Consider the following 20,377-nt stretch of genomic DNA (forward strand, 5'->3'; position numbering starts at 1 on the left):
CGGCCCAGGTGGACAAGGCCGGCGCCAGGTTGGTCAGCACCCGCGCCAGGCGCCGCTGCAAGGTGTCGATCAAGAGGGCGATCAGCAGAATCAGGCCGATCATCACGCCTTGCATCAGCCGCACTTCGCCCTGGATCTGCGCGTGCTGGGCGCGCACCACAGGCTCCAGCCCGGCGATGGCTTGCTGCACGGCGTTGATTTTCAGGTGGGTGGCGGTGGCCAGTTCGGTGCGTTGCTGGATTTGCTCGCGGGTGCGTTTCAGCTCGGCGGGGTAGCGGGTCAGCAGGCTGTTGAGTTCGCGCTTGAGGTCGACGCCGGTGTCCTGGGCCACGGTTTTTTCAGTGTTTTCCAGGCCCATCATGGCCGAGAAATCGTCGGTACTGGACTCGCTGCTGGTGGTCACCCCCAGTAATGGCAGCTGCCCCAGCACGTCAGCCTGGCTGCGGATATTACTGACTTCGCGCTCCACATCGTCGGCCAGTTCGCTGCGCCCGCTGCTCACCAGCTTGTCCCGGGCCAGGGAGAGTTTCGCCAGGTGCTGGGACGCAGCGAGCAACGGCGGCAGATAGCGCGCCGCCTCGGGCGTACTGACGCCGCTGGCGTACTGGTTCAGTTGCTCAAGGTTGGCACCGAGTTCGCGTTCGGCTTGCAGCAACAGGGCTTGCGGGTCGCCGGCCAGCTTACCGGCGGCCAGCAGGTCGGTCTTGCCGAAGGTGTCCAGGTCGGCAAGGCTGGGACGCAGGTTTTGCGCCAGCTCTGCGGGTAACTCATCCAGCTGCTGTAACAGGTTTTCCAGGCTCTGGCTGGCGCCGCTCAGGCGCAGGGCGTCGCCGCTGGCGAGGTAATCGTCGATATTGCGCGCGGCCTGGTTCTGGAACGTCTGCGACAGGCCAAGGTAGCGCTCCATCAGCAGGTAAGGCCGTTCCAGGGCACGTTGCGACCACCAGAGCGTAGCGCCCAGGGCCAGGCAAACGGCGACCAGAAGGAGGGTGTTCAGATTCGTCAGCAGCTTCAGGCGCATGCGTGGTTTCAACCGACAGCAGAAGTAAGTGCCTGAAGTTATTGCGTTTCCATTACAGAGTTATGACGGATTCGGTGGATTCCGGTGAAAAGGTGGCACTTTGCTTTGATGCACGCGCCGACATCACCCGGTTACGCCCGGCATCCTTGGCGCGGTACAGCGCCTCGTCGGCCTGGGCCGCCATCATCAGGCTGTCGGAGCCATCACACAGCTCCACCACGCCGGCACTGAACGTGCACCACAAATCCTGGGGCTGGGCGGGATAGTGAATCTCGGCAAAGCGCCCGCGAATCTCGTCAAGTACTTGGCAAGCCCTGTCGAGGTCGGTGTCGGGCATCACGATGGCAAATTCTTCGCCGCCGTAACGGCCTATATAGTCGGTCTTGCGCAGGCGCTGCTTGAGAAACAGCGCGAGGCTCTTGATCACCCGGTCGCCCATGGGGTGGCCGTGGCTGTCGTTGACCCGCTTGAAGTGGTCGATGTCGAGCATCGCAAAGCTCAGTGGCTTGCTCTCGCGTCGCGCGCGGAAGCTGCAGTCTTCGAGCAGTTGCAGGATGTGGGTGTGGTTGTACAGCCCGGTGAGGCTGTCGCGCACCATCCGCGCCTTGAGGTTGCGTGCCCGCGCGGCGCGGTTGCGTACGGTGGTGATCAGGTGCCGGGGCTTGATCGGCTTGGTGAGGAAGTCGTCGCCGCCTTCGCTCATGGCGTCCAGTTGCTTGTCCAGGTCGTCTTCGGCCGAGAGATAGATGATCGGCACGCTGACGTAGCGGTCATTGTGACGGATCACCTTGGCCAGCTCGGTACCGGTGCAGGCCGGCATATACATGTCGAGGATGATCAGGTCGGGCTGGAAGTCCGCCAGCTCGGCCATGGCCTGGATCGGTTCGATCAATGTGCGGGTGACGATGCCGGCGCTGTTGAGCAGGCGCTCGGTGTGCATCGCCTGGGCCCGCGAGTCGTCGATGATCAGCACTTTATAAGGTTCGTACTGGGCGACGCAGGTCAGCACTTCGATTTTTTCCAGCAGGCTCGACGCCTCCAGGGTGCCGGTGAGGAACTCCTGGCCGCCGGCGCGCACGGCGGCCAGGCGGGTGGGGGTGTCGGTTTCGTGCAGGCTGAAAAACAGCAGTGGCAGCTTTTGCTCCAGGCCTTCCTGAGCTTCGGCGGCGAGCTTCAGGCCGAGGCCGGCGCCGCAAAAATCCACATCCATCACAATGGCCGCCGGCAAGCGCTCGGCCATGGATGAGCGAAACGCCGCCACGCTGTCGAGGGACTGGGCGCTCAAGCCGAAAAATTCCAGCTGCTTGGCCAGGCGGTCGGCGCGGTCGTGATCGGCCAGCATCACGTAGATCGGCTTGCGCATCGGCGGCAGCAGGGTTTGTTCCAGCTGGTCGCCCTGGCGCAGCCCGGTGCGCGACAGGCGCTGCATCAAACGGTTGAGTTCGGTGATCAGGTGGCTGCTCAGGCGGCCGCGGTTGTCGTCCACCGCCTTGAGTGAAGCGCCGATCTGGTGCGCCAGCTGGCCGTGTTCCGGCTGCTCGAAGCGCTCGGCAAAACGCAGCAGGCGCAGGTTGGCCTCACTGAGCTCGGACAAGTCAGTGGTCGACCATTCGCTGCGTTGCAGGCGCTGCCAGATCTCAAGAATTTGACGTGCCTGATGAATTACCCGCTGGGCAAAATGGTGCTTGAGACGCTCACGGCTGGGGTCTTCTGGCTCGGTCATATCCTGACTACTAGTTAGGCTGCATGCTGAGGTCGAACTGATGGCTCTATGCTAGCACCTCTTTTCCGTTGCACGAGTGTCATACGTCAATTAACTGCAAGGTCGCAGAGATTCATTTATCGACCATGCAGTCGCGCGGGCGTAAACAGCGTGCATCCTTTATAGTCGAACCGCGTACTCGCGCCACCCTGGCTAAAAGCGCCGCACTGCTCGGCACGATGGGGCAGGGTTGTGGTCGTAGCTATTGAACTCAAGTGATTGAAAGGATATCGCCATGCTGGACTGGAAAAACCGCGCAGGCAGTGCAAAGGGCCCGGCCCCTGAAACCAAGTCGGCCCCCCGCAGCTATTTCCGTAACCTGCTGATGAGCCGCGCGTTGCTCTCGCTGGTTGCGTTGTACCTGTTGGTCACCGGTGCCCTGGGTTGGTACTGGAGCGAAGAGCCTGCGTTGTTCCCGGTCCAGCAGAATGCGCAAATTGCCGCCGAGAAGGACGGCAAGCAGATGGTGGTGGGCTTTACTACCGTCGAAACCCTCAAGACGGTGGTGGGCACCCTGCTGAACAAGCCGGGTGGCTACATTTCCAACGACCGTTTCCCGCCGGGCCTGTGGATGGACAACATGCCAAGCTGGGAGTACGGCGTACTGGTGCAGGTGCGTGACCTGACCCGTGCCCTGCGCAAGGACTTCGCCCGCTCCCAGTCGCAGTCGGCGGAAGACGCAGACCTGGCCAAGGCCGAACCGCGCTTCAACTTCGACAACAAGAGCTGGGTGCTGCCGTCCAGCGAGTCGGAATACCAGGAAGGCATCAATTCCCTGAGCCGCTACGAAGCGCGCTTGTCCGACCCGAATCAAAAAGGCGCGCTGTTCTATGCACGTGCCGACAACCTCAACAACTGGCTGGGTGATGTGGCGACCCGCCTGGGCTCGCTGTCGCAACGGCTGTCGGCCAGTGTGGGGCGGGTCAAGCTCAACACCGCGCTGAAAACCGAAGCGCTGGCGCCGGGTGAAGTGCCGCAGGTCGACGAAGAAGTGGTGGAAACCCCATGGATGCAGATCGACAACGTGTTCTACGAAGCCCGCGGCCAGGCCTGGGCCCTGTCGCACCTGCTGCGCGCCATTGAAGTCGACTTCGCCGATGTGCTGGCCAAGAAGAACGCCACCGTCAGCGTGCGCCAGATCATTCGTGAGCTGGAAGCTTCGCAAGAGCCGGTATGGAGCCCGATGATTCTCAACGGCAGTGGCTTTGGCATCCTGGCCAACCATTCGCTGGTCATGGCCAACTATATTTCCCGGGCCAACGCTGCAGTGATCGACCTGCGTCAGCTCCTGAACCAGGGTTGATGATGGACGCTTCCACCAGGGAGGCAGCGCACCGCGCCGCCTCCGACGCCGAACTGATTGCCTGGGTCGACGAGCAGGACAACCTGCTCGGCAGCCTCGTACGTTCCGATCTGCGCCGGCGCGGGCTGATCGGGCGCTGCACCTTTATCTTCCTGTTCAACTCGGCCGGTGAGCTGTGTGTGCACCGGCGCACCCTGAGCAAAGCCATGTACCCGGGTTTCTGGGACACGGCGGCGGGCGGAATGGTGGCGGCCCACGAGTCCTATGCCGAATCGGCGGCCCGTGAGCTGGAAGAAGAGTTGGGCGTCAGCGGCGTCGAACTGACCGCCCACGATCACTTCTACTTCGAAGACGGCGACAGCCGGCTCTGGTGCACCTCGTTCTCGGCCGTGTGGGACGGGCCGCTGCGAATCCAGCCGGAAGAAGTCATGGAGGCGCGCTTTCTGCCCCTGGCCACGGTGCTTCAGGAGGCCGAGCAAAAGCCCTATTGCCCGGATGCCCAGGAAGGGTTGCGTCGTTATTTGGCCCTGCGTCGCTAAAGTTGCATAAATTGGCGCCATTTGGCTCTTAGCAAGGGGCGTTTTTGCCGTTACACTGCGCGACTTTTCAGGCTGAACCGCTGTTGTTCCACCCTGTAGGAGCGAGCTTGCTCGCGAAAAACGTAAGCACGACGCGTGCTGTCTGAAGGCCCGCGTTATCGTTGACGACCTTCGCGAGCAAGCTCGCTCCTACAGTGGTTTGAACATCGGCGGCTCAGTAGCGCTGCCCCTGCCTGAGTGGGGCTTCGCGGTCGATGATCCCATCGATCAGTCTTTGTCCTCCCAAGAGGATTGCCGGTGGCCAAAAAAGCCGCATCCTTCGCCGCCCTTGGTGGCCTGGTATTTTCCACCGACGCAGGTCGACACTGCCCGGACTGTCGCCAGCCCGTGGACGCTTGTACCTGCAAAACAACCCTGATTCCCGAAGGCGATGGTATTGCCCGCGTTCGTCGCGAGAGCAAGGGCCGTGGCGGCAAGACAGTGACCACCATCACTGGCGTGCCCCTGGCCGAAGAAGCCTTGAAGGAACTGGCCACCACGCTGAAAAAGCGCTGTGGCACCGGTGGCGCCCTGAAAGACGGCGTGATCGAGATCCAGGGCGACCACGTCGAGTTGCTGTTGGCCGAGCTGATCAAGCTGGGTTACAAGGCGAAGAAATCCGGCGGCTAGCAGCCTCTGTGAAAACCACCCCGATAGCCCGCTGGCTGAACGCGAACTGTCGTCTCCATGGTTTTCACAGAGCCTGTTCCTGACCGGTGTCTAAACTCTGTCCTGCAAGTGGGGTCTACCCCTCTCACAGGCAAATCGTCATTTTAATTCTTTAGACTGCGCCAGCCTCTGATCAGGCCGGTGCACTTCGACTTCATTTATAGGGGACTTCGATGTCCGTACGACGCACACGCAAAGACGATGGCAGCCAATGGACAGTTGCGGACAGCCGCAGTGTTTACGGGATTCGCCATTGGGGGGCCGGGTATTTCGCGATCAATGATGCCGGTCGCGTTGAAGTCCGTCCGAACGGCCCGAACAGCACGCCTGTGGACCTGTACGAGCAAGTCGACGAGCTGCGCAAAAGCGGCCTGTCCCTGCCGTTGCTGGTGCGCTTCCCCGACATCCTGCAAGACCGCGTGCGCCAGCTGACCGGCGCGTTCGACTCCAATATCGAGCGCCTGGAATACCAGAGCAAATACACCGCGCTGTACCCGATCAAGGTGAACCAGCAGGAAGCGGTGATCGAGAACATCATCGCCACCCAGGACGTGTCCATTGGCCTGGAAGCCGGCTCCAAGCCCGAGCTGCTGGCCGTGCTGGCCCTGGCCCCGAAAGGCGGCACCATCGTCTGCAACGGTTACAAGGACCGTGAGTTCATCCGCCTCGCGCTGATGGGCCAGAAGCTGGGCCACAACGTGTTCATCGTGATCGAGAAAGAATCCGAAGTCGGCCTGGTGATCGAAGAAGCCGCCAACCTCAAGGTCAAGCCGCAGGTGGGCCTGCGGGTGCGCCTGTCGTCCCTGGCGTCGAGCAAGTGGGCGGACACCGGCGGCGAGAAATCCAAATTCGGTCTGTCGGCGGCGCAATTGTTGTCGGTGGTCGAGCGCTTCCGCGCGGCGGGCCTGGACCAGGGCATCCGCCTGCTGCACTTCCACATGGGTTCGCAGATCGCCAACCTGGCCGACTACCAGCACGGGTTCAAGGAAGCCATTCGTTACTACGGCGAACTGCGCAACCTCGGCCTGCCGGTAGACCACATCGACGTGGGCGGCGGCCTGGGCGTGGACTACGACGGTACCCACTCGCGTAACGCCAGCTCGATCAACTACGACATGGACGACTACGCCGGCGTGGTCGTGGGCATGCTCAAGGAATTCTGCGACGCGCAGAGCCTGCCGCACCCGAACATCTTCTCCGAGAGCGGCCGTTCCCTGACCGCCCACCACGCCATGCTGGTGGTGCAAGTTACCGACGTCGAGAAGCACAACGACGACGTGCCGCTGATCGAGAACAAGGAAAGCCTGCCGGAAACCGTGCAATGGCTGGTGGACCTGCTGGGCCCGACCGACATTGAAATGGTCACCGAAACCTACTGGCGCGCCACTCACTACATGAGCGACGTGGCAACCCAGTACGCCGACGGCAAGATCACCCTGGCCGAGAAGGCCCTGGCTGAACAATGCTACTTCGCCGTCTGCCGCCGCCTGCACGACTCGCTGAAAGCCCGCCAGCGTTCCCACCGCCAGGTGCTGGACGAACTCAACGACAAGCTGGCCGACAAGTACATCTGCAACTTCTCGGTCTTCCAGAGCCTGCCGGACACCTGGGCCATCGGCCAGGTGCTGCCGATATTGCCGCTGCATCGCCTCGACGAAGAACCGTTGCGCCGTGCGGTGCTGCAGGATTTGACCTGCGACTCCGACGGCAAGATCAAGCAGTACGTGGATGAGCAAAGCATCGAGACCAGCTTGCCGGTGCACGCTGTGAAAGAAGGCGAGGACTACCTGCTGGGGATCTTCCTGGTGGGTGCCTACCAGGAAATTCTCGGCGACATGCACAACCTGTTCGGTGACACCGACTCGGTGAACATCTACCAGCGTGACGACGGTTCGGTGTACAGCGCCGGGATCGAGACCCACGACACCATCGAAGACATGCTGCGCTACGTGCACTTGTCGCCGGAGGAGTTGATGACTCACTACCGTGACAAGTGCGCCAGCGCGAAGATCACGGCGGCGGAGCGGACTCAGTTCCTGGATGCGTTGCGTCTTGGTTTGACGCGTTCGTCGTACCTGTCCTCGTAAGGACACCGCTCCCAGGCTGACAAAGATCTCAATGTGACAGAGATCCAGTGTGGGAGCGGGCTTGCTCGCGAAGGCGGTGTGTCAGTCGATACATGTGCAGACTGATACACCGCCTTCGCGAGCAAGCCCGCTCCCACATTTGGATCGCCGCAAGTCCTGCAGTTTTTATAGGGCCTGAATAATGTCGAAAAAACTCCTGCAAGTGTTCACTCTGGCCATCGCGACGCTGCTCGCAGCCTGCTCCCCGATCAAAGTGCTCAACGCACTCACCCCCACCAGCACCTTCACCAAAACATCCGCCATCGCCTACGGCGATGACCCCCGCCAGAAACTCGATATCTACCGCCCCGTCACCGCCTTGCCCGACGCGCCCGTCGTGGTGTTTTTCTATGGCGGCAGCTGGAACAGCGGCTCAAGGGATGACTACGGTTTCGTCGGCGAAGCCCTGGCTTCGCGCGGCATCGTGGTGGTGATCGCCGACTACCGGCTTTACCCGCAAGTGCGCTACCCACTGTTTTTACAGGACGGCGCCCAAGCAGTCGCGTGGGCGTATCAGCACAGTGCCGAATACGGCGGCGATCCCCGCAAGCTGTATGTGATGGGCCACAGTTCCGGTGCCTACAACGCCGCAATGCTGGCGCTGGACCCGCAGTGGCTGGCCGGGGTTGGCCTGTCGCCGTCAGTCTTCAAGGGATGGATCGGCCTCGCCGGGCCGTATGATTTCCTGCCGATTGAAAACCGCGATGTGCGGCCGGTGTTCTTCTACCCGGACTCGCCGCCCGATTCCCAACCCATCAACCACGTGAGCCAAAGCGCGCCCCCCAGCCTGTTGATTGCTTCGGTGGACGACAACCTGGTCAACCCCAAGCGCAACACCGGCGGGTTGGCGAAAAAGCTGCGAGCGGCGGGTGTGCCGGTGGAGGAGTTCTACTTCACCAAGACCAGCCACGCCACATTGGTGGCGTCGATGTCCCGGCCGCTGCGCTGGCTGGCGCCCGTGCTGGACCGGGTCACGGCGTTTATCACGTTCACGCCGGGCCAGTAAGCCAGCGGTCCTGCTTGTTCAGGCGCCAGGCAATTGCCCACAGCGTCAGGCTGCGCAGGGCCATGAACAACAGGAAGGTTATCCACAAGCCGTGGTTGCCCAGGCCCTGCAAGGCCCAGGCGAAGGGCAGCACAATCACCACCGTCAGCAGCATGCCGTTGCGCATTTCCCGGGCGCGGGTGGCGCCGATGAACAGGCCGTCCAGCAGGTAGCTCCACACGGCGATCAACGGCAGTACGGCGAGGTAGGGCAGGTAGATGTCGGCGGTTTCGCGCACGCTCGGGATATCGGTTTGCATGGCGATAAACAGGTGGCCGAACACGGCGAACAGGATCGCGAAGCCGATACTCGCCAGCAACGACCAACCACAGGCCACCACCAGCGAGCGGCGCAAGGCCTGGCGGTCGTGGGCGCCGATGGCGTGGCCGCACAAGGCTTCCACGGCGTGGGCCAGTCCGTCCAGGGCGTGGGCCGTCAGCAACAGACCATTGAGCAGCAGCGCATTCGCCGCCACCGTGGCATCCCCCAAGCGAGCGCCTTGCACGGTGATCATGAAAAACACCGATTGCAGGGCCAGGCTGCGGATGAAGATATCGCGGTTCACCGCCAGCAGCGGGCGCCAGCTTTGCCACAGCTTGAGCGCGGCCCAGGCGATATGGCCGGGGTAGGCGCGCAGGGCTTTTTGGGTGAGGGCCAGGCCGAGCAGGGCGCCGGTCCATTCGGCGATCACCGAGGCGCGGGCCGAGCCGACCACGCCCCAATCCAGACCCAGCACGAACCACAGGTTGAGCGCGATGTTCACGAGGTTGGTGGTCAGCAGAATCGCCAGCGGCGCGCGGGCGTTCTGGGTGCCAAGGAACCAGCCCACCAGCGCATAGCTGGCCAGCGCTGCGGGCAGGCCGAGGAGCCGGGTGTGGAAGAATTCGCGGGTCAGCTGGTTCAGTTCGGGCGAGGGCTGCATCCAGTCCAGCACCAGGCCGCTTAACGGAATGCCGATGCTGCCGAGCACTATGGCCAGGCCCAGCGCCAGCAACAGCCCCTGCAACAGAATCTGCCGCAGCGCCGCGCCATCACCACGCCCGGCGGCCTGGGCGGCAAACCCGGTGGAGCCCATGCGCAGGAAGCCCATGGCCCAGGCGAGGAAGGTGTACAGGCTGGCGCCAACGGCCACGGCGCCGAGTTGGTGGGCGTGGGGCAGGTGGCCGATGACCATGCTGTCCACCAGCGCCACCAGTGGTACGGAGATGTTCGACAAAATCATCGGCGCGGCGAGGGCCCACACGCGGCGGTGGGTGGGGCGGTCGCGCCAGTCGGTTAGCAGGGAAGTCATGCGGGCTCCTTTGGGGAGCGGTAGTGTAACTGTCCATTAGCTACGCCGCAGGGCCAATGTGGGAGCGGGCTTGCTCGCGAAAGCGGTGTGTCAGTCGCCGGATGTATTGGCTGATCCACCGCTTTCGCGAGCAAGCCCGCTCCCACATTTTTGACCGCGTAGTGTCAGGTTTTGCGCGGGTGCAGGCATTCGATGGAGCGGTCGACGGTGGTCTTGGCAATTTCCAGCAGATGCCACACCGCCAGGATCTTCGCGCGCTGCGGGCTTTCCAGCAGTTCGCCGCAATCAAGCGCAGTCGCCGAGGCGCTGCTGAGCAGGCTGGCGGTGTAGAGCAGGGAATCTTCGAAGCTCAGGTCTTCGTTGATGGTGTGGAAGCCTTGGGATGGCAGGTAATGTTCGAGGGCGCGATTGAAGGCGGCGCGGTCGTTGAGGAGGTCGCTGGGTGGGTCGGGGACGAGCTTATGCATGGTGTAACTCCACTAGTAGGTAAGGAGCTGACACCCGCGCGACTAAACGAGGGTGGCGGCTGTACGCAGGTTAGTCGACCGGCTAGTGGAACCCGGCGCACCCGAAGGTGCCCTGCGCACAGCCGCCATGAAGCATGGCGACAACTTGCGCTCACTAATTCCGGGCGACTAAACCCGATCACTGATATGCAGTGAAGGGCCGAAGACTAGCCACCCATCCCAACAGGCACAAGGCCGAAAGATTGTCTCGGAAACGTCCCTCAAATTAAAGGGATTTACCCTGCTGGCCCTTTATTAATGCACCACCCAACTGAGCACCCAGAGCCCGAGCATCAACCAGATAATCCCCATGATGATTGAAGCCCGCATAAACGCGCGCACCGCCGAGTACAGCAGCATCAAGCCGATAATCAGCATGAGGATGCTGATGATCGAGGTGTCCATCCCCAAGGATCTGGACAGCCCGTCGACAAAGTCGCCGCCCGCGTGGGACAGGGTATTGAACAGCCCGCTGAACAACTCGACGATAAAGTGGATGATCTGGCCGATCTTGAGACCCAGCCATCCGAAAAAGTCTGTTTGCATGTGTGTGTCCTGATAAGACGGTGGGCGTAGCTGCCGAACCTGAGCCTTTGTTCGTTATTGGCCCAAGCTAGTTCCCTTCTAGCATAGAGGTTTACGGGCCGCAGGGATTCACTTGCCTTCGCGCGGCTTGCGCCCGAAGCTATACACCTTCAGGAGCCCCCCATGAACCTCGATCACCTCACCGAACGCCTGCACCGCATCCGCGATACCAACGACTGGAAGCAGTTCCACAGCCCCAAGAACCTGGCCATGGCCGCCAGCGTCGAAATGGCAGAGCTGGTGGAAATTTTCCAATGGTTGAGCGAAGACCAGTCGCGCGAGTTACCCGCCGACAAACTCGCCCATGCCGGCCAGGAAGTGGGTGACATTGTGCTGTATCTGCTGCTGTTGTGCAGTGAATTGGGGTTGGACATGGATCAGGTGGTACAGGCCAAGCTGGCCGACAGCGAACGGCGGTTTGCCAAATGAGCGACCGTCATTTCGACCAGTTGGCCACCCGTTTCGCCGAGAAGATCTATGGCGGTGCCAAGGGCGCGATTCGCCTGGCGGTGCTGCAGGCCGACCTGATTGAAGCGCTGCCGGACCGCCCGTTGCGGGTACTGGATATCGGCGCGGGGCTGGGCCATATGTCGCTGTGGCTGGCCGAGCGCGGCCACGATGTAACCCTGGCCGAACCCGCCGAGCCGATGCTCGAAGGCGCGCGCCAGCGTTTCGCCGAAGCCGGGCAGACCGCCACCTTCATTCAGGCACCCTGGCAGGACCTGCTGGGCCAGCTCACCGAACCCTATGACCTGGTGCTGTGCCACGCCGTGCTGGAATGGCTGGCCGAACCCCATGCGATCCTGCCGGTGCTGCACCAGTTGACCGCGCCCGGTGGCTGGCTGTCGCTGGCTTTCTATAACCGCGACGCCTTGATTTACCGCAACCTGCTCAAAGGCCACTTCCGCAAAATGCGCAAGAACGACATGGCCGGCGAAAAGCAGAGCCTTACGCCGCAACAACCCCTGGACCCACGGGAGTTGGCGACGCAACTAGAGGGCCTGTGGCAGGTCGAAACCCAAAGTGGCGTGCGGGTGTTCCACGACTATATGCCGGTGGAATTCCAGGCCCGCGCCGAGTTGCAGGATTTGTTGGAGATGGAGCTCGCACACCGTCGTCACCCAAGCTTTGCCGGACTTGGGCGTTATTTGCACTGGATCTGCCGTCCGGTTTAAGCGGCCCAGTCTGCGGAGGTCGAAATGAAGCGCTGTCTTGGACTGATCCTGCTGGGCCTGGGCCTGGCGGGTTGCCAAAGCCCCAACCCGTATGTGGCGGCGTCTGCCCCGATGCCGCCGGCGCCTGCCCAGGCGGCCAACACCTTTGATGCCAGCGCCTACCCGGCGCCGGTGCGCGACTACGGCGCGTACCGCAGTTGGGCCTGGCTCAACAACCAGCTGCCGGCAGGCTCGGCCTGGGCGGATTCGGCGCAGATTGCCGAGGCGGTCAGCGGCGCCCTCGACCAGCGCGGCCTGCGCCCCTTGCATGACAACCGCGCCCCCGACCTGCTGGTAAGCGCCGACGTGCGCCTGGAAAAACGCCTGCGCCAGGTCCAGGACGACTATGGCTACGGTTACGGCGGCTATAACCGCTACGGCAACGGCTACGGCATGTACAACACGGTGCCGGTGGTACGCACTTATGAAGTGACGGTGGCCGTGGCGCGCATCAGCCTGTTCGACGCGCGCACCCGCCAGCCGGTATGGAGCACCAGCGCCGAAACCACGAGCCAGGGCAGCCTCAGCGAGCGCGCCGACTCGCTGCGTGAGGCGATGCAAAAGGCAATGACTGCCTACCCACCCAGTTAGCAGCTATTCTCATCTCAGGCCCGGATTGTCTTTTGGAGAAAAACCATGCTTCGTCGTATTGCTGCACTTGCTGTTGTTGTGTTGCTGGGCGGTTGCCAGACCAGCCAGGTCAACCATGATTTCGACGCCAGCCGGGACTTTGGCGCCTACCGCAGCTGGAGCTGGAAAGAACCCGCGCTGCAATACCGCCCGGATGACCCACGGATCAAGAGTGACCTCACCGAACAACGCATCCGCCAGGCCGTGGGCGAGCAGCTCGACCAGCGTGGCCTGCGCCCTGCCGCGCCGGGCACCAAGGCTGACCTGAATGTACAGACCTACCTGATCGTCGAAGACCGCCAGCAACAAGTCACCACCAATTACGGCGGCGCCTGGGGCGGCCCGTGGAATGGTTATTGGGGCGCGCCGATGTATAACGAAACCCGCAACATCACCTACAAGGTCGCGACCATCCAGATTGACTTGCTCGACGGCAAGGATGGCAAGCTGGTGTGGCGTGGCAGCGATGAGCAGATCCTCGCCAGCTCGCCTGAACCCCAAGACCGCAGTGCCGCTATTCGTGCCACGGTGACCAAGGTGCTTTCCAACTACCCGCCGCATTGATCGCCTGATCAGCCCTCCGCCAGTCGTCGATCTATGGCGACTGGCCTGCAGCCCCCGCCGCTCTTGACTACACTCCCAAGCAACACAGGAGAGTAAGCGCTCGGCAGTGTGCCGGCAAAGGAGTGCTCGATGTCTCTTCGACTTCGTTCCGGTCACCACGCCGGGCCTGCAAGGCAGCGCGGTGCGGTTGGCTTGGTGGCGGTCTTGACCCTGGGCATGGTGCTGGTATTCATGTTGCTGGTGGTTGATAGCAGCCGTTTGTACCTGGAAAAACGCCAGTTGCAGGGGATTGCCGATATGGCGGCACTGGAGGCAGTGCAGCGTAAGGGGGATTGCCTGCCCGCCACCAATACCGCGCCCACCTATGCCGGTGCCAGCGCAGTGCGCAACGGTTATGTCATCCCGCCAGCAAACGCCCTGATAGTGAAATGCGGCGTGCTGACCACCGGCGCCACCAACCAGCGGGTGTTCTCCGCAGACGCGACCAAGACCGATGCCATCCAGGTAACTGCCTCGCGCCCGATCATGACCAGCGTTGCCGGGGGTGTCTGGGCGTTGTTCAGTGGTAGCGGCTACAACTTCAACACCCAGTTGTCTGCCGTCGCGGTGGCGGCGCCGAAGATCCTGCCGCCTCAGGCGCAACTGACGATCAAATCGACCCTGGTCACCGTGGACTCGAGCAAATCAGCAGCACTGAACCTGTTGTTCGGCCAACTCTTGGGCGGCTCACTGAACCTGAGCGTGGCAGGCTGGCAGGGCCTGGTAGACACCAACATCAACTTGCTCAGCTACCTCAACCAGTTGGCGTTGAACGTGGGCGTCACGGCCGGAGCCTACGATCAACTGCTGACCAAGACGGTCAAGATCAGTCAACTGGTCGACGCAGCCATTACGGTGCTCAGTGCCGGAGGCAATACGACCAGCGTGGCGGTCAGCGGTCTTACCAGTATCAACGCGATAATCGGCAACCTTGATGTCACCCTGGGCAGCCTGCTTCAGCTGCAAACGGGGGCGGTGTCGGCGGGGCTGAACACCAGTTTGAACGTATTTCAACTGGCCGAAGCCTTTGTACAACTGGCCAACACCAAGAACGGCGCGGTAGCTACCATCCCCATGAATATCCCGGGCCTGCTTAACGGCGGGGTCCAGTTGAAAGTGATCCAGCCGCCACAATTGTCGGCGATCGGTGACCCTACCTATGCCAAGGACAAGACTCCAGCGACGCGTATTTATGTGAAAACCGCCCAGCTAAGCCTGGGCCTGACCCTGGGGCTGCCAGTGCTGAGCTCTCCGGCGGTGGACCTCGCGTTGAATGGCCTGGTCGGACCGCTTTCCGACGTATTGAACAACCTGTTGAGCTTGAACCTGGGCGGAACAATCAATTCGGTGTTGTGCCTGCTGGGTGGCTATTGCCAGATGACGAGTTTGCAGGTGTTGTCGTCTTCCTCAAACCCACCGGCTGCCAGAATAGACGTGGTACTTCAACTGGGTACGGCGGAAAGCTATGTCACCGGGTTTACCTGTGTCAGCGACGCGACGAAGACCCTGACTACCCAAACCAACGCCTCGATTGTTACCGTACAAATTGGTCAGAGCCCGCAGTTGATCAACGCGTTTAACAGCAACACCGTGCTCAATCCGATTCCGCCTTTACCAGTGGTGGATATTGGGGCCATTACCTGTTTCAGGCCCTTGCTGGGGCTCGGCCCGACGACGTGCGACCCTGCGACCCGCAAGCCGTTTTACGGTGGTGGTATTGGCCTCAGCATCAATAGCTCGGTGGGCGCTGCGACGAGTGCTTTGCCTTCCCACACGTACCCCCAACCGCCGGAAATCAACCTGCCGCCGCAGTACTACGCCTCATCGACAGCCAGCCTTCTCAGCGCGATCAGTAACGCGTTGAGCGGTATCCAGTTCCAGGTCTACAAGCCAACGGGGTTCAATCTGCTGGGAGGGTTATTGACGACGGCGGGCACAGTGCTCAACGGGCTCAACAGCACCTTGGGCACCGTGATTGGCGGAGTGCTCAGCCCTATTCTGGACCCGGTGGTGAACAGCCTGTTGTCGAACCTTGGGGTTAACCTGAACGCGGTGGAAGTGGGCGCCAATCTCAGTTGCCGGCCCCATGGGCAAGCGGCCCTGGTGAATTAGGCTTCAACCACCGGCAACTCCACACAGAACTTCGCCCCATGCTCGCTGTTGGCGACGCTCAACCGGCCGCCCATGTTCTCGACAATGCCGTAGCTCACCGACAACCCCAGGCCGGTGCCCACGCCAATCGGCTTGGTGGTGAAGAACGGCTCGAAAATCCGCTCCAGCAGCCGCGGGTCAATCCCGCCGCCGTTGTCCTCGACCCAGATGCGCACGTGGCGGCTGTCGTGCTCGATCTGCACCGAGATCCACGGTTGCAGGTCGCGGTCGTGCTCGCGTTTGCTCAGCAGGGCATCGCGGGCGTTGACCATCAGGTTGATCAGCACCTGCTCCAGCTGGTCGACATAGCCTTTGACCTGCACCGCAATGTCCGTCTGCGTCACCCGCAGTTCTATGCCTTTGCCACGCAGGCCTTCCGTGAGCAGCGACAAGGTGCCTTCCACCGCCTGCGCCGGGTTGAAGGGCTGTTGTTCGACTTCAGAGCGGCGGCCGAACACGCGCATATGGTCCACCACGCGGGCGGCTCGCTGGACCTGGGAATCGATGCGTTGGAGTTTTTCCGTCAGGTAGTCGATCTGTGCATCACCGTTGCTCAAGCGCTTGAGCACGTTGACGATGGCCATGCGCATCACATTCAACGGCTGGTTGATCTCGTGGGCCAGGCCGGTGGCCATTTCGCCGAGGGTGGCCATTTTGGCGCTTTGGGTCAGTTGCTGCTGGGAGCGGCGCACTTCAGTGTTGTCGCGGCCCACGGCCTGCACTTCCTGCAACTGGCCCTGTTCGTCGAACACGCCCCGGTCCGACCACACCCACCAGGCATGTGTGCGCCCCGGCAGTTGCAGGCTGATTTCGGCGGTGCTCACGGGGAATTCCGGGGTGAGCTGGCGGATGCGCAGTACAAACGCCTCGTGTTGTTCGTCCGACAACCATTGGCGGAGGTTCATGCCCGGCAGCTGTCCAGGCAGGCATTCCATGTAGTTGGCCAGGGGCGTGTTGCCGAAGGTCAGGGTCAGGTCCGGAAGGTAGCGGCAGATCATGGCCGGGGAGTCTTCCACGAGGATTCGATAGCGCTCCTCGCTTTCCTTGACCCGTTGCGCCGCCAGGGTCGTCTCGGTCACATCCAGCCACAGGCCCACGGCTTCCACGGGCAACCCGAGGTCGTCGCGCAGCAGCCGGGCTTCATCCAGCAGCCAGTGGTAATTGCCCTGTGTGTCGAGCACCCGGTAGCGACTGCGCACGCTGCCTTCGCGCAGCAGTTGGCGGGTACGGTCGAAGTAGAGGTCGCGGTCTTCGGGGTGGATCCACTGGTTCAGCGTCGCCGGGGTGAAATCGGCCAGGGTGCGGCCAAGCAGCGGCAGCAAACTGTCGCTGAAGAACACCGGTTGCAGCGTGCCCTCGACGTAGCGCTGCACATAGATCACAGCCGGGGAACTGGCGATCAGGTTATCCAGGCGTGCGTGGGCGGCGGCGGCCTGTTGCTCCTGGTTTTTTATGTCGCTGATGTCGAGCATGAAGCCCACCAGGCGGCGATGCTCACCCGAGCCCAACGCTTGCCCCTGCACGCGATACCAGATGGGGTTAAGCGCCGCGTCGGCACGTTGCAGGCGCACGCTGGTGGACAGCGGTTTGCCCAGGGTCTTCAGGTCTTGCAGGCGGCTGGCGAGTTCTTCCCGGTCGGCAGGGTGAATCAGCTTGAGCCACATGGGTAGCGACAGCTGTGTGATGGCCTCGCCTTGGCTCAGGGTGTGCAGCAGCGGTGGGGCGAGTTCGAGGTCTTCAGTGTGTGGGGACAGCTCCCACCAGCCGGTGCCGAGCAATCCTTGCAGCGCGTCGAGGCGTTCCAGTTGCTGTTGATGGCGCAGTTCGCGCAGGCGGCCGAGCAGCGGTGCCGCGAGGGCGGCGGTCAGTTGCAACCAGTCACGGTCGCTGGTGTGTTCCTGGCGGTGATACACCCCGCACAGCAGCCATGCGCCCACGCCCAGTCCATCGCGGTAGGGCACCAGAAAACCATCGGTATTGCCAAACAGGCCTTGCAGGCGTGGGTGTTCGCTGTGGCCACGGTTTACCTCCAGGCTCACTGGCGCCGTGCCGCCCAGGCTGTCGAGGCTGGAGCCCAGGGCTTGGCCGTTGCTCCAGAGTACCGGCGCATCGTGGGCGGTGTAACAGCCCTCGATGCACCACGCCTGGCCCTGCTCATCCTGCAAGGCGATGGCGACGCAGGGGATGTGCCAGTGCTGGGAAATAGCCTGCAGAGTGTCTTGCAGTACCTCGGGCAGGCGCACCAGGCTGCAGACCCGCAGTTGCTCGCTGATCTGGTCGCTCACCCGTTGATTGTGTTCGCGCACCTGGGTGAGTTGGCGATGGGCAATCAGGTCGCCAATGTCGAGCAATTGCAGGAGCCAACCCTTGCCTTCGGGTTGAACCCAGCCACGGGTATGCAGGGTTTGCCCGGCGAGCCCCTTGAACTCCAGGTCCAGGCTTTGCCCCTGCCAGTCGCTGGGCGTGCCCTCGATCACCAGGCGGCTCGCCGCAGTGAGGTAGTCGAGCAGCGAGGGTGCCTGTTGCTGTTGCGCAGCGGGGTGTTCGAGTCGATGGCGAAGCGGGCCATGGACATCCACTACGCGGCCCTGGGCGTCCAGGTAGAACAACAACGCGGCGGTTGCCGGGATCGCTGCCGGTGCGTCAGCAGGCAGCTGGTTGCCGCGTCCGAGCAGGCGGCCGAAGAGTTTATCGCCTGAGGTCAAAACTGCATGCTCGACTGGGCGGACAGCATGGGAGGCAGGGCGGGGACGGTACCGATGCCTGGCAGTACCAGGAACGGCAGCACACTTTGGAGGCTGGACGTCGGGTAATTGATGTACACCGTCAACACGCCTGACGAGTTGTAGACGGCCGTCACGTACCCGGGAAGGAATTTGAACTGGGAGGGGATCCACGCCAGTTGTGCCTGCGCCGCACTGACGGCCTGCAGCGGCAGTGCCGTGACGTAGCCAGGCGTGGCGGGGTCCAGCGCGACGCTACGTCTTACGCCTTCGGCGGCGGCCTGGGTAAAGGACTGCATCAGCAATAACGGCAAGCTGTAGCTGACCAGGCCATAAAAAATCGCAAAAAAAATCATGAAGACCATCGCGAACTCCAGCGCGGCGGCACCTTTTTGCTTTTTAGCGAGGCCTTTTTTCATGACTCGTCTACCCTGACTACTACTACCTGATATCAGCATAGAATCATTCAGCAAAAAGGGATTTTTTTTACGTGATTCAAAGCCTCGTCCTGGTCGTTTGGCTCGCGCTGTGCGCTGTGCAAGATATCCGTCTACGTCAGGTCTCCAACCGTTTGACCCTCGGCGCAGCCTTGCTGGCGTTGGGTTACCTGTTCTGGAGCGGTACGACCTGGCTCGGTGCGCCGGCTGTCGAGGGCGGCGTGGCCTTTGTCCTGGCGTTGTTGTTCACCCTGCCGGGGTACGCGCTGGGCCGCCTGGGCGCCGGTGACGTGAAGCTGATCGCGGCATTGGGGCTGGCAACCGACTACCTCTACGTACTGGGCACTTTTATCGGCGCCGGCCTCGCGAGCGCAGCCTGGCTGTTGCTGGCGCCCAGGGTGTGGCCGCTGATGAATCAAGGGCTTAGGAATACCTTGCAGTACCTTGATCCGGCACATTCGGCCAGGCAGCCGTTCGTGCCGTTTTTACTGATCGGTTTTTGCCTGTCCTGGTTTTGGATCCCATTAGTCGCCACGTAGGGTATCGCTATGTACATAGTAGGAAAGTACGTCTACGTTTATGGGTAAGTTGTATAGGAAAAATGGTCGGAATGGATACATCGGTCCTTTTGCTTGCCAGGCATGGAGTAGCGCGTGAACAAGCTTACCTCTCAAGTGAAAGTGCTCGTGGTGGACGATCAGCCTTTGATCGTGGAAGAGCTTTGCGAATTTCTTGAAAGCAACGGTTACCGTTGCGTCCCTTGCGCATCCAGCCAGGAAGCCATCGAGCGTTTTCGCGACGATGCCGAGATCGGCCTGGTGCTGTGCGATCTGCATATGCCCGAGATGGATGGCATCGAACTGGTCCAGGCCCTGCAACACTTGGCCGGCAAGCAACGGGTCTTTGAGGCCATCATGCTGACCGGGCGTGCAGACAAGCAGGACGTGATCAAGGCCTTGCGCGCCGGGATTGCCGATTACTACCAGAAGCCGATCAATTTGGGCGAGCTGCTCGAAGGGTTGCAACGCCAGGTGGTCGCGCTGCAGGACCGACAGAAAGATCTCGACCTGGGGCACCTGAACCAGAAGCTGCAGTTTCTCTCGGCGTCCATCGATGACCTTTATCATGACCTCGACAAGGTGCGCAGCAGTCCGCAATCCGGCCTGTCGACTGAAGCCGAGGGTGAAGTCAGCGACACTGACCGGGTTGAAATACCGGCGATCTTCAATCAGTTGTCGCCCCGCCAACTGGATGTCGCAAGGCTGGTAGGCAAGGGCCAGACCAACTACCAGATTGCCTGTGAGCTGGGCATCACTGAAAACACCGTGAAACTCTACGTGTCCCAAGTGCTGCGCCTGACCCATATGCACAACCGAACCCAGTTGGCGCTGGCGTTATCGCCGAACAATTCTGCGGCGCGCCAGCGCGTCACTGCGCATTAGTTGTTGCTGCCTGGGGTGTTGCCGCCCAGTTTCTGGTCGTAGTACTCAGGAATAGGGTGTTTGTAACTGTCCAGCAGGCGTTGCATGGCCTGGTCGCGTTCAGCGGGCGTGGCCTTCTGCCGGATGGGAGATGCGCGTTCGCCACTGACCTGCAGTTGCAGCCAGCCTTCGGTCTGTTTTTGCTGTGGCGAAGAAGGCCCCGGCTCAATAGCCAGCACCGTCAGCGGCAGGCTGGCGAACAGCAGCGTGGCGAGCAGTGTGAATTTCATCGTGTGTACTCCCTTCAGAGAC

19 protein-coding genes are annotated in these 20,377 nt (G+C 61.9%); 12 read left to right on the plus strand and 7 right to left on the minus strand.

Annotated elements, in window-relative coordinates; translation table 11 throughout:
• Positions 1-1,073: 1,073 nt before the first annotated feature.
• Positions 1,074-2,744 carry a PleD family two-component system response regulator gene (locus HX805_RS07275; protein WP_008439016.1) on the minus strand — a complete coding sequence of 557 codons (1,671 nt, stop codon included), beginning with the start codon at positions 2,742-2,744 and terminating at the stop codon, positions 1,074-1,076.
• A 274-nt stretch (positions 2,745-3,018) separates the two neighbouring features.
• Between HX805_RS07275 and HX805_RS07280 the strand changes: the two genes are divergently transcribed.
• The 5 genes from HX805_RS07280 to HX805_RS07300 all read left to right on the plus strand — a co-directional run bounded on the left by HX805_RS07280 (position 3,019) and on the right by HX805_RS07300 (position 8,465).
• Entirely contained in the window at positions 3,019-4,086 is a 1,068-nt protein-coding gene (locus HX805_RS07280) for a DUF2333 family protein (protein WP_003217301.1), read from the plus strand.
• A 2-nt stretch (positions 4,087-4,088) separates the two neighbouring features.
• Positions 4,089-4,625 (plus strand): NUDIX hydrolase, encoded by a 537-nt coding sequence (locus HX805_RS07285; RefSeq protein ID WP_008439015.1) that lies wholly within the window; start codon positions 4,089-4,091, stop codon positions 4,623-4,625.
• Between the two features lie 297 nt (positions 4,626-4,922).
• Positions 4,923-5,294: a translation initiation factor Sui1 gene (locus HX805_RS07290; RefSeq protein ID WP_003217297.1), complete on the plus strand. Its 372-nt coding sequence runs from the start codon at positions 4,923-4,925 to the stop codon at positions 5,292-5,294.
• Positions 5,295-5,506: 212 nt separating this feature from the next.
• The gene (gene speA / locus HX805_RS07295; protein WP_003217295.1) at positions 5,507-7,420 is read left to right on the plus strand and encodes an arginine decarboxylase; all 1,914 of its coding nucleotides are present in this window, start codon (positions 5,507-5,509) and stop codon (positions 7,418-7,420) included.
• 181 nt (positions 7,421-7,601) lie between these two features.
• A complete protein-coding gene (locus tag HX805_RS07300) occupies positions 7,602-8,465 on the plus strand; it encodes an alpha/beta hydrolase (protein ID WP_008439014.1) in 864 nt (287 codons plus the stop codon).
• Here the strand turns inward: HX805_RS07300 and HX805_RS07305 are convergent.
• From HX805_RS07305 to HX805_RS07315, 3 genes are all read right to left on the minus strand, one after another.
• On the minus strand, positions 8,449-9,795 hold the full coding sequence (locus HX805_RS07305) for an MATE family efflux transporter (RefSeq protein ID WP_177080367.1): 1,347 nt from the start codon (positions 9,793-9,795) through the stop codon (positions 8,449-8,451). The genes HX805_RS07300 and HX805_RS07305 overlap by 17 nt on opposite strands.
• Before the next feature lie 164 nt (positions 9,796-9,959).
• A complete protein-coding gene (locus HX805_RS07310; protein WP_023659366.1) occupies positions 9,960-10,262 on the minus strand; it encodes a DUF6124 family protein in 303 nt (100 codons plus the stop codon).
• Between the two features lie 294 nt (positions 10,263-10,556).
• On the minus strand, positions 10,557-10,847 hold the full coding sequence (locus HX805_RS07315; RefSeq protein ID WP_003212934.1) for a hypothetical protein: 291 nt from the start codon (positions 10,845-10,847) through the stop codon (positions 10,557-10,559).
• 162 nt (positions 10,848-11,009) lie between these two features.
• Between HX805_RS07315 and HX805_RS07320 the strand changes: the two genes are divergently transcribed.
• The 5 genes from HX805_RS07320 to HX805_RS07340 all read left to right on the plus strand — a co-directional run bounded on the left by HX805_RS07320 (position 11,010) and on the right by HX805_RS07340 (position 15,445).
• Positions 11,010-11,315, plus strand: coding sequence for a MazG-like family protein (locus tag HX805_RS07320; protein ID WP_008439012.1), 306 nt, complete (start codon positions 11,010-11,012; stop codon positions 11,313-11,315).
• On the plus strand, positions 11,312-12,061 hold the full coding sequence (locus HX805_RS07325; protein ID WP_076017967.1) for a methyltransferase domain-containing protein: 750 nt from the start codon (positions 11,312-11,314) through the stop codon (positions 12,059-12,061). Before HX805_RS07320 ends, HX805_RS07325 begins: the two co-directional genes overlap by 4 nt.
• 24 nt (positions 12,062-12,085) lie before the next feature.
• Positions 12,086-12,691, plus strand: coding sequence for a DUF4136 domain-containing protein (locus HX805_RS07330; RefSeq protein ID WP_008439011.1), 606 nt, complete (start codon positions 12,086-12,088; stop codon positions 12,689-12,691).
• Positions 12,692-12,736: 45 nt separating this feature from the next.
• The gene (locus HX805_RS07335; RefSeq protein WP_003212927.1) at positions 12,737-13,294 is read left to right on the plus strand and encodes a DUF4136 domain-containing protein; all 558 of its coding nucleotides are present in this window, start codon (positions 12,737-12,739) and stop codon (positions 13,292-13,294) included.
• Between the two features lie 129 nt (positions 13,295-13,423).
• A complete protein-coding gene (locus tag HX805_RS07340; RefSeq protein WP_256344538.1) occupies positions 13,424-15,445 on the plus strand; it encodes a pilus assembly protein TadG-related protein in 2,022 nt (673 codons plus the stop codon).
• Here the strand turns inward: HX805_RS07340 and HX805_RS07345 are convergent.
• Both HX805_RS07345 and HX805_RS07350 read right to left on the minus strand, forming a co-directional pair.
• Complete coding sequence (locus HX805_RS07345) at positions 15,442-18,189, minus strand: PAS domain-containing sensor histidine kinase (RefSeq protein WP_177080366.1); 2,748 nt, start codon at positions 18,187-18,189, stop codon at positions 15,442-15,444. The genes HX805_RS07340 and HX805_RS07345 overlap by 4 nt on opposite strands.
• Positions 18,186-18,626: a TadE/TadG family type IV pilus assembly protein gene (locus HX805_RS07350; RefSeq protein WP_003212919.1), complete on the minus strand. Its 441-nt coding sequence runs from the start codon at positions 18,624-18,626 to the stop codon at positions 18,186-18,188. The genes HX805_RS07345 and HX805_RS07350 overlap by 4 nt, the downstream gene beginning before the upstream one ends.
• A 71-nt stretch (positions 18,627-18,697) precedes the next feature.
• Between HX805_RS07350 and HX805_RS07355 the strand changes: the two genes are divergently transcribed.
• Together HX805_RS07355 and HX805_RS07360 are read left to right on the plus strand one after the other, a co-directional pair.
• The gene (locus HX805_RS07355; protein WP_003212917.1) at positions 18,698-19,183 is read left to right on the plus strand and encodes a prepilin peptidase; all 486 of its coding nucleotides are present in this window, start codon (positions 18,698-18,700) and stop codon (positions 19,181-19,183) included.
• Positions 19,184-19,297: 114 nt separating this feature from the next.
• Positions 19,298-20,086: a response regulator transcription factor gene (locus tag HX805_RS07360; protein ID WP_003212915.1), complete on the plus strand. Its 789-nt coding sequence runs from the start codon at positions 19,298-19,300 to the stop codon at positions 20,084-20,086.
• Here HX805_RS07360 and HX805_RS07365 read toward each other — a convergent pair.
• Complete coding sequence (locus tag HX805_RS07365) at positions 20,083-20,355, minus strand: DUF3613 domain-containing protein (protein ID WP_008439006.1); 273 nt, start codon at positions 20,353-20,355, stop codon at positions 20,083-20,085. The genes HX805_RS07360 and HX805_RS07365 overlap by 4 nt on opposite strands.
• Positions 20,356-20,377 lie beyond the last annotated feature (22 nt).

It is taken from the genome of Pseudomonas sp. G5001 (assembly GCF_013385475.1).
GTDB lineage: Bacteria > Pseudomonadota > Gammaproteobacteria > Pseudomonadales > Pseudomonadaceae > Aquipseudomonas.

What these genes read in the sequence shown, in the direction of transcription:
- HX805_RS07275 (WP_008439016.1), bottom strand. Translation starts at nt 2,744, where the DNA reads ATGACCGAGCCAGAAGACCCCAGCCGTGAGCGTCTCAAGCACCATTTT.
- HX805_RS07280 (WP_003217301.1), top strand. Translation starts at nt 3,019, where the DNA reads ATGCTGGACTGGAAAAACCGCGCAGGCAGTGCAAAGGGCCCGGCCCCT.
- HX805_RS07285 (WP_008439015.1), top strand. Translation starts at nt 4,089, where the DNA reads ATGGACGCTTCCACCAGGGAGGCAGCGCACCGCGCCGCCTCCGACGCC.
- speA (WP_003217295.1), top strand. Translation starts at nt 5,507, where the DNA reads ATGTCCGTACGACGCACACGCAAAGACGATGGCAGCCAATGGACAGTT.
- HX805_RS07300 (WP_008439014.1), top strand. Translation starts at nt 7,602, where the DNA reads ATGTCGAAAAAACTCCTGCAAGTGTTCACTCTGGCCATCGCGACGCTG.
- HX805_RS07305 (WP_177080367.1), bottom strand. Translation starts at nt 9,795, where the DNA reads ATGACTTCCCTGCTAACCGACTGGCGCGACCGCCCCACCCACCGCCGC.
- HX805_RS07310 (WP_023659366.1), bottom strand. Translation starts at nt 10,262, where the DNA reads ATGCATAAGCTCGTCCCCGACCCACCCAGCGACCTCCTCAACGACCGC.
- HX805_RS07315 (WP_003212934.1), bottom strand. Translation starts at nt 10,847, where the DNA reads ATGCAAACAGACTTTTTCGGATGGCTGGGTCTCAAGATCGGCCAGATC.
- HX805_RS07320 (WP_008439012.1), top strand. Translation starts at nt 11,010, where the DNA reads ATGAACCTCGATCACCTCACCGAACGCCTGCACCGCATCCGCGATACC.
- HX805_RS07325 (WP_076017967.1), top strand. Translation starts at nt 11,312, where the DNA reads ATGAGCGACCGTCATTTCGACCAGTTGGCCACCCGTTTCGCCGAGAAG.
- HX805_RS07330 (WP_008439011.1), top strand. Translation starts at nt 12,086, where the DNA reads ATGAAGCGCTGTCTTGGACTGATCCTGCTGGGCCTGGGCCTGGCGGGT.
- HX805_RS07335 (WP_003212927.1), top strand. Translation starts at nt 12,737, where the DNA reads ATGCTTCGTCGTATTGCTGCACTTGCTGTTGTTGTGTTGCTGGGCGGT.
- HX805_RS07340 (WP_256344538.1), top strand. Translation starts at nt 13,424, where the DNA reads ATGTCTCTTCGACTTCGTTCCGGTCACCACGCCGGGCCTGCAAGGCAG.
- HX805_RS07350 (WP_003212919.1), bottom strand. Translation starts at nt 18,626, where the DNA reads ATGAAAAAAGGCCTCGCTAAAAAGCAAAAAGGTGCCGCCGCGCTGGAG.
- HX805_RS07365 (WP_008439006.1), bottom strand. Translation starts at nt 20,355, where the DNA reads ATGAAATTCACACTGCTCGCCACGCTGCTGTTCGCCAGCCTGCCGCTG.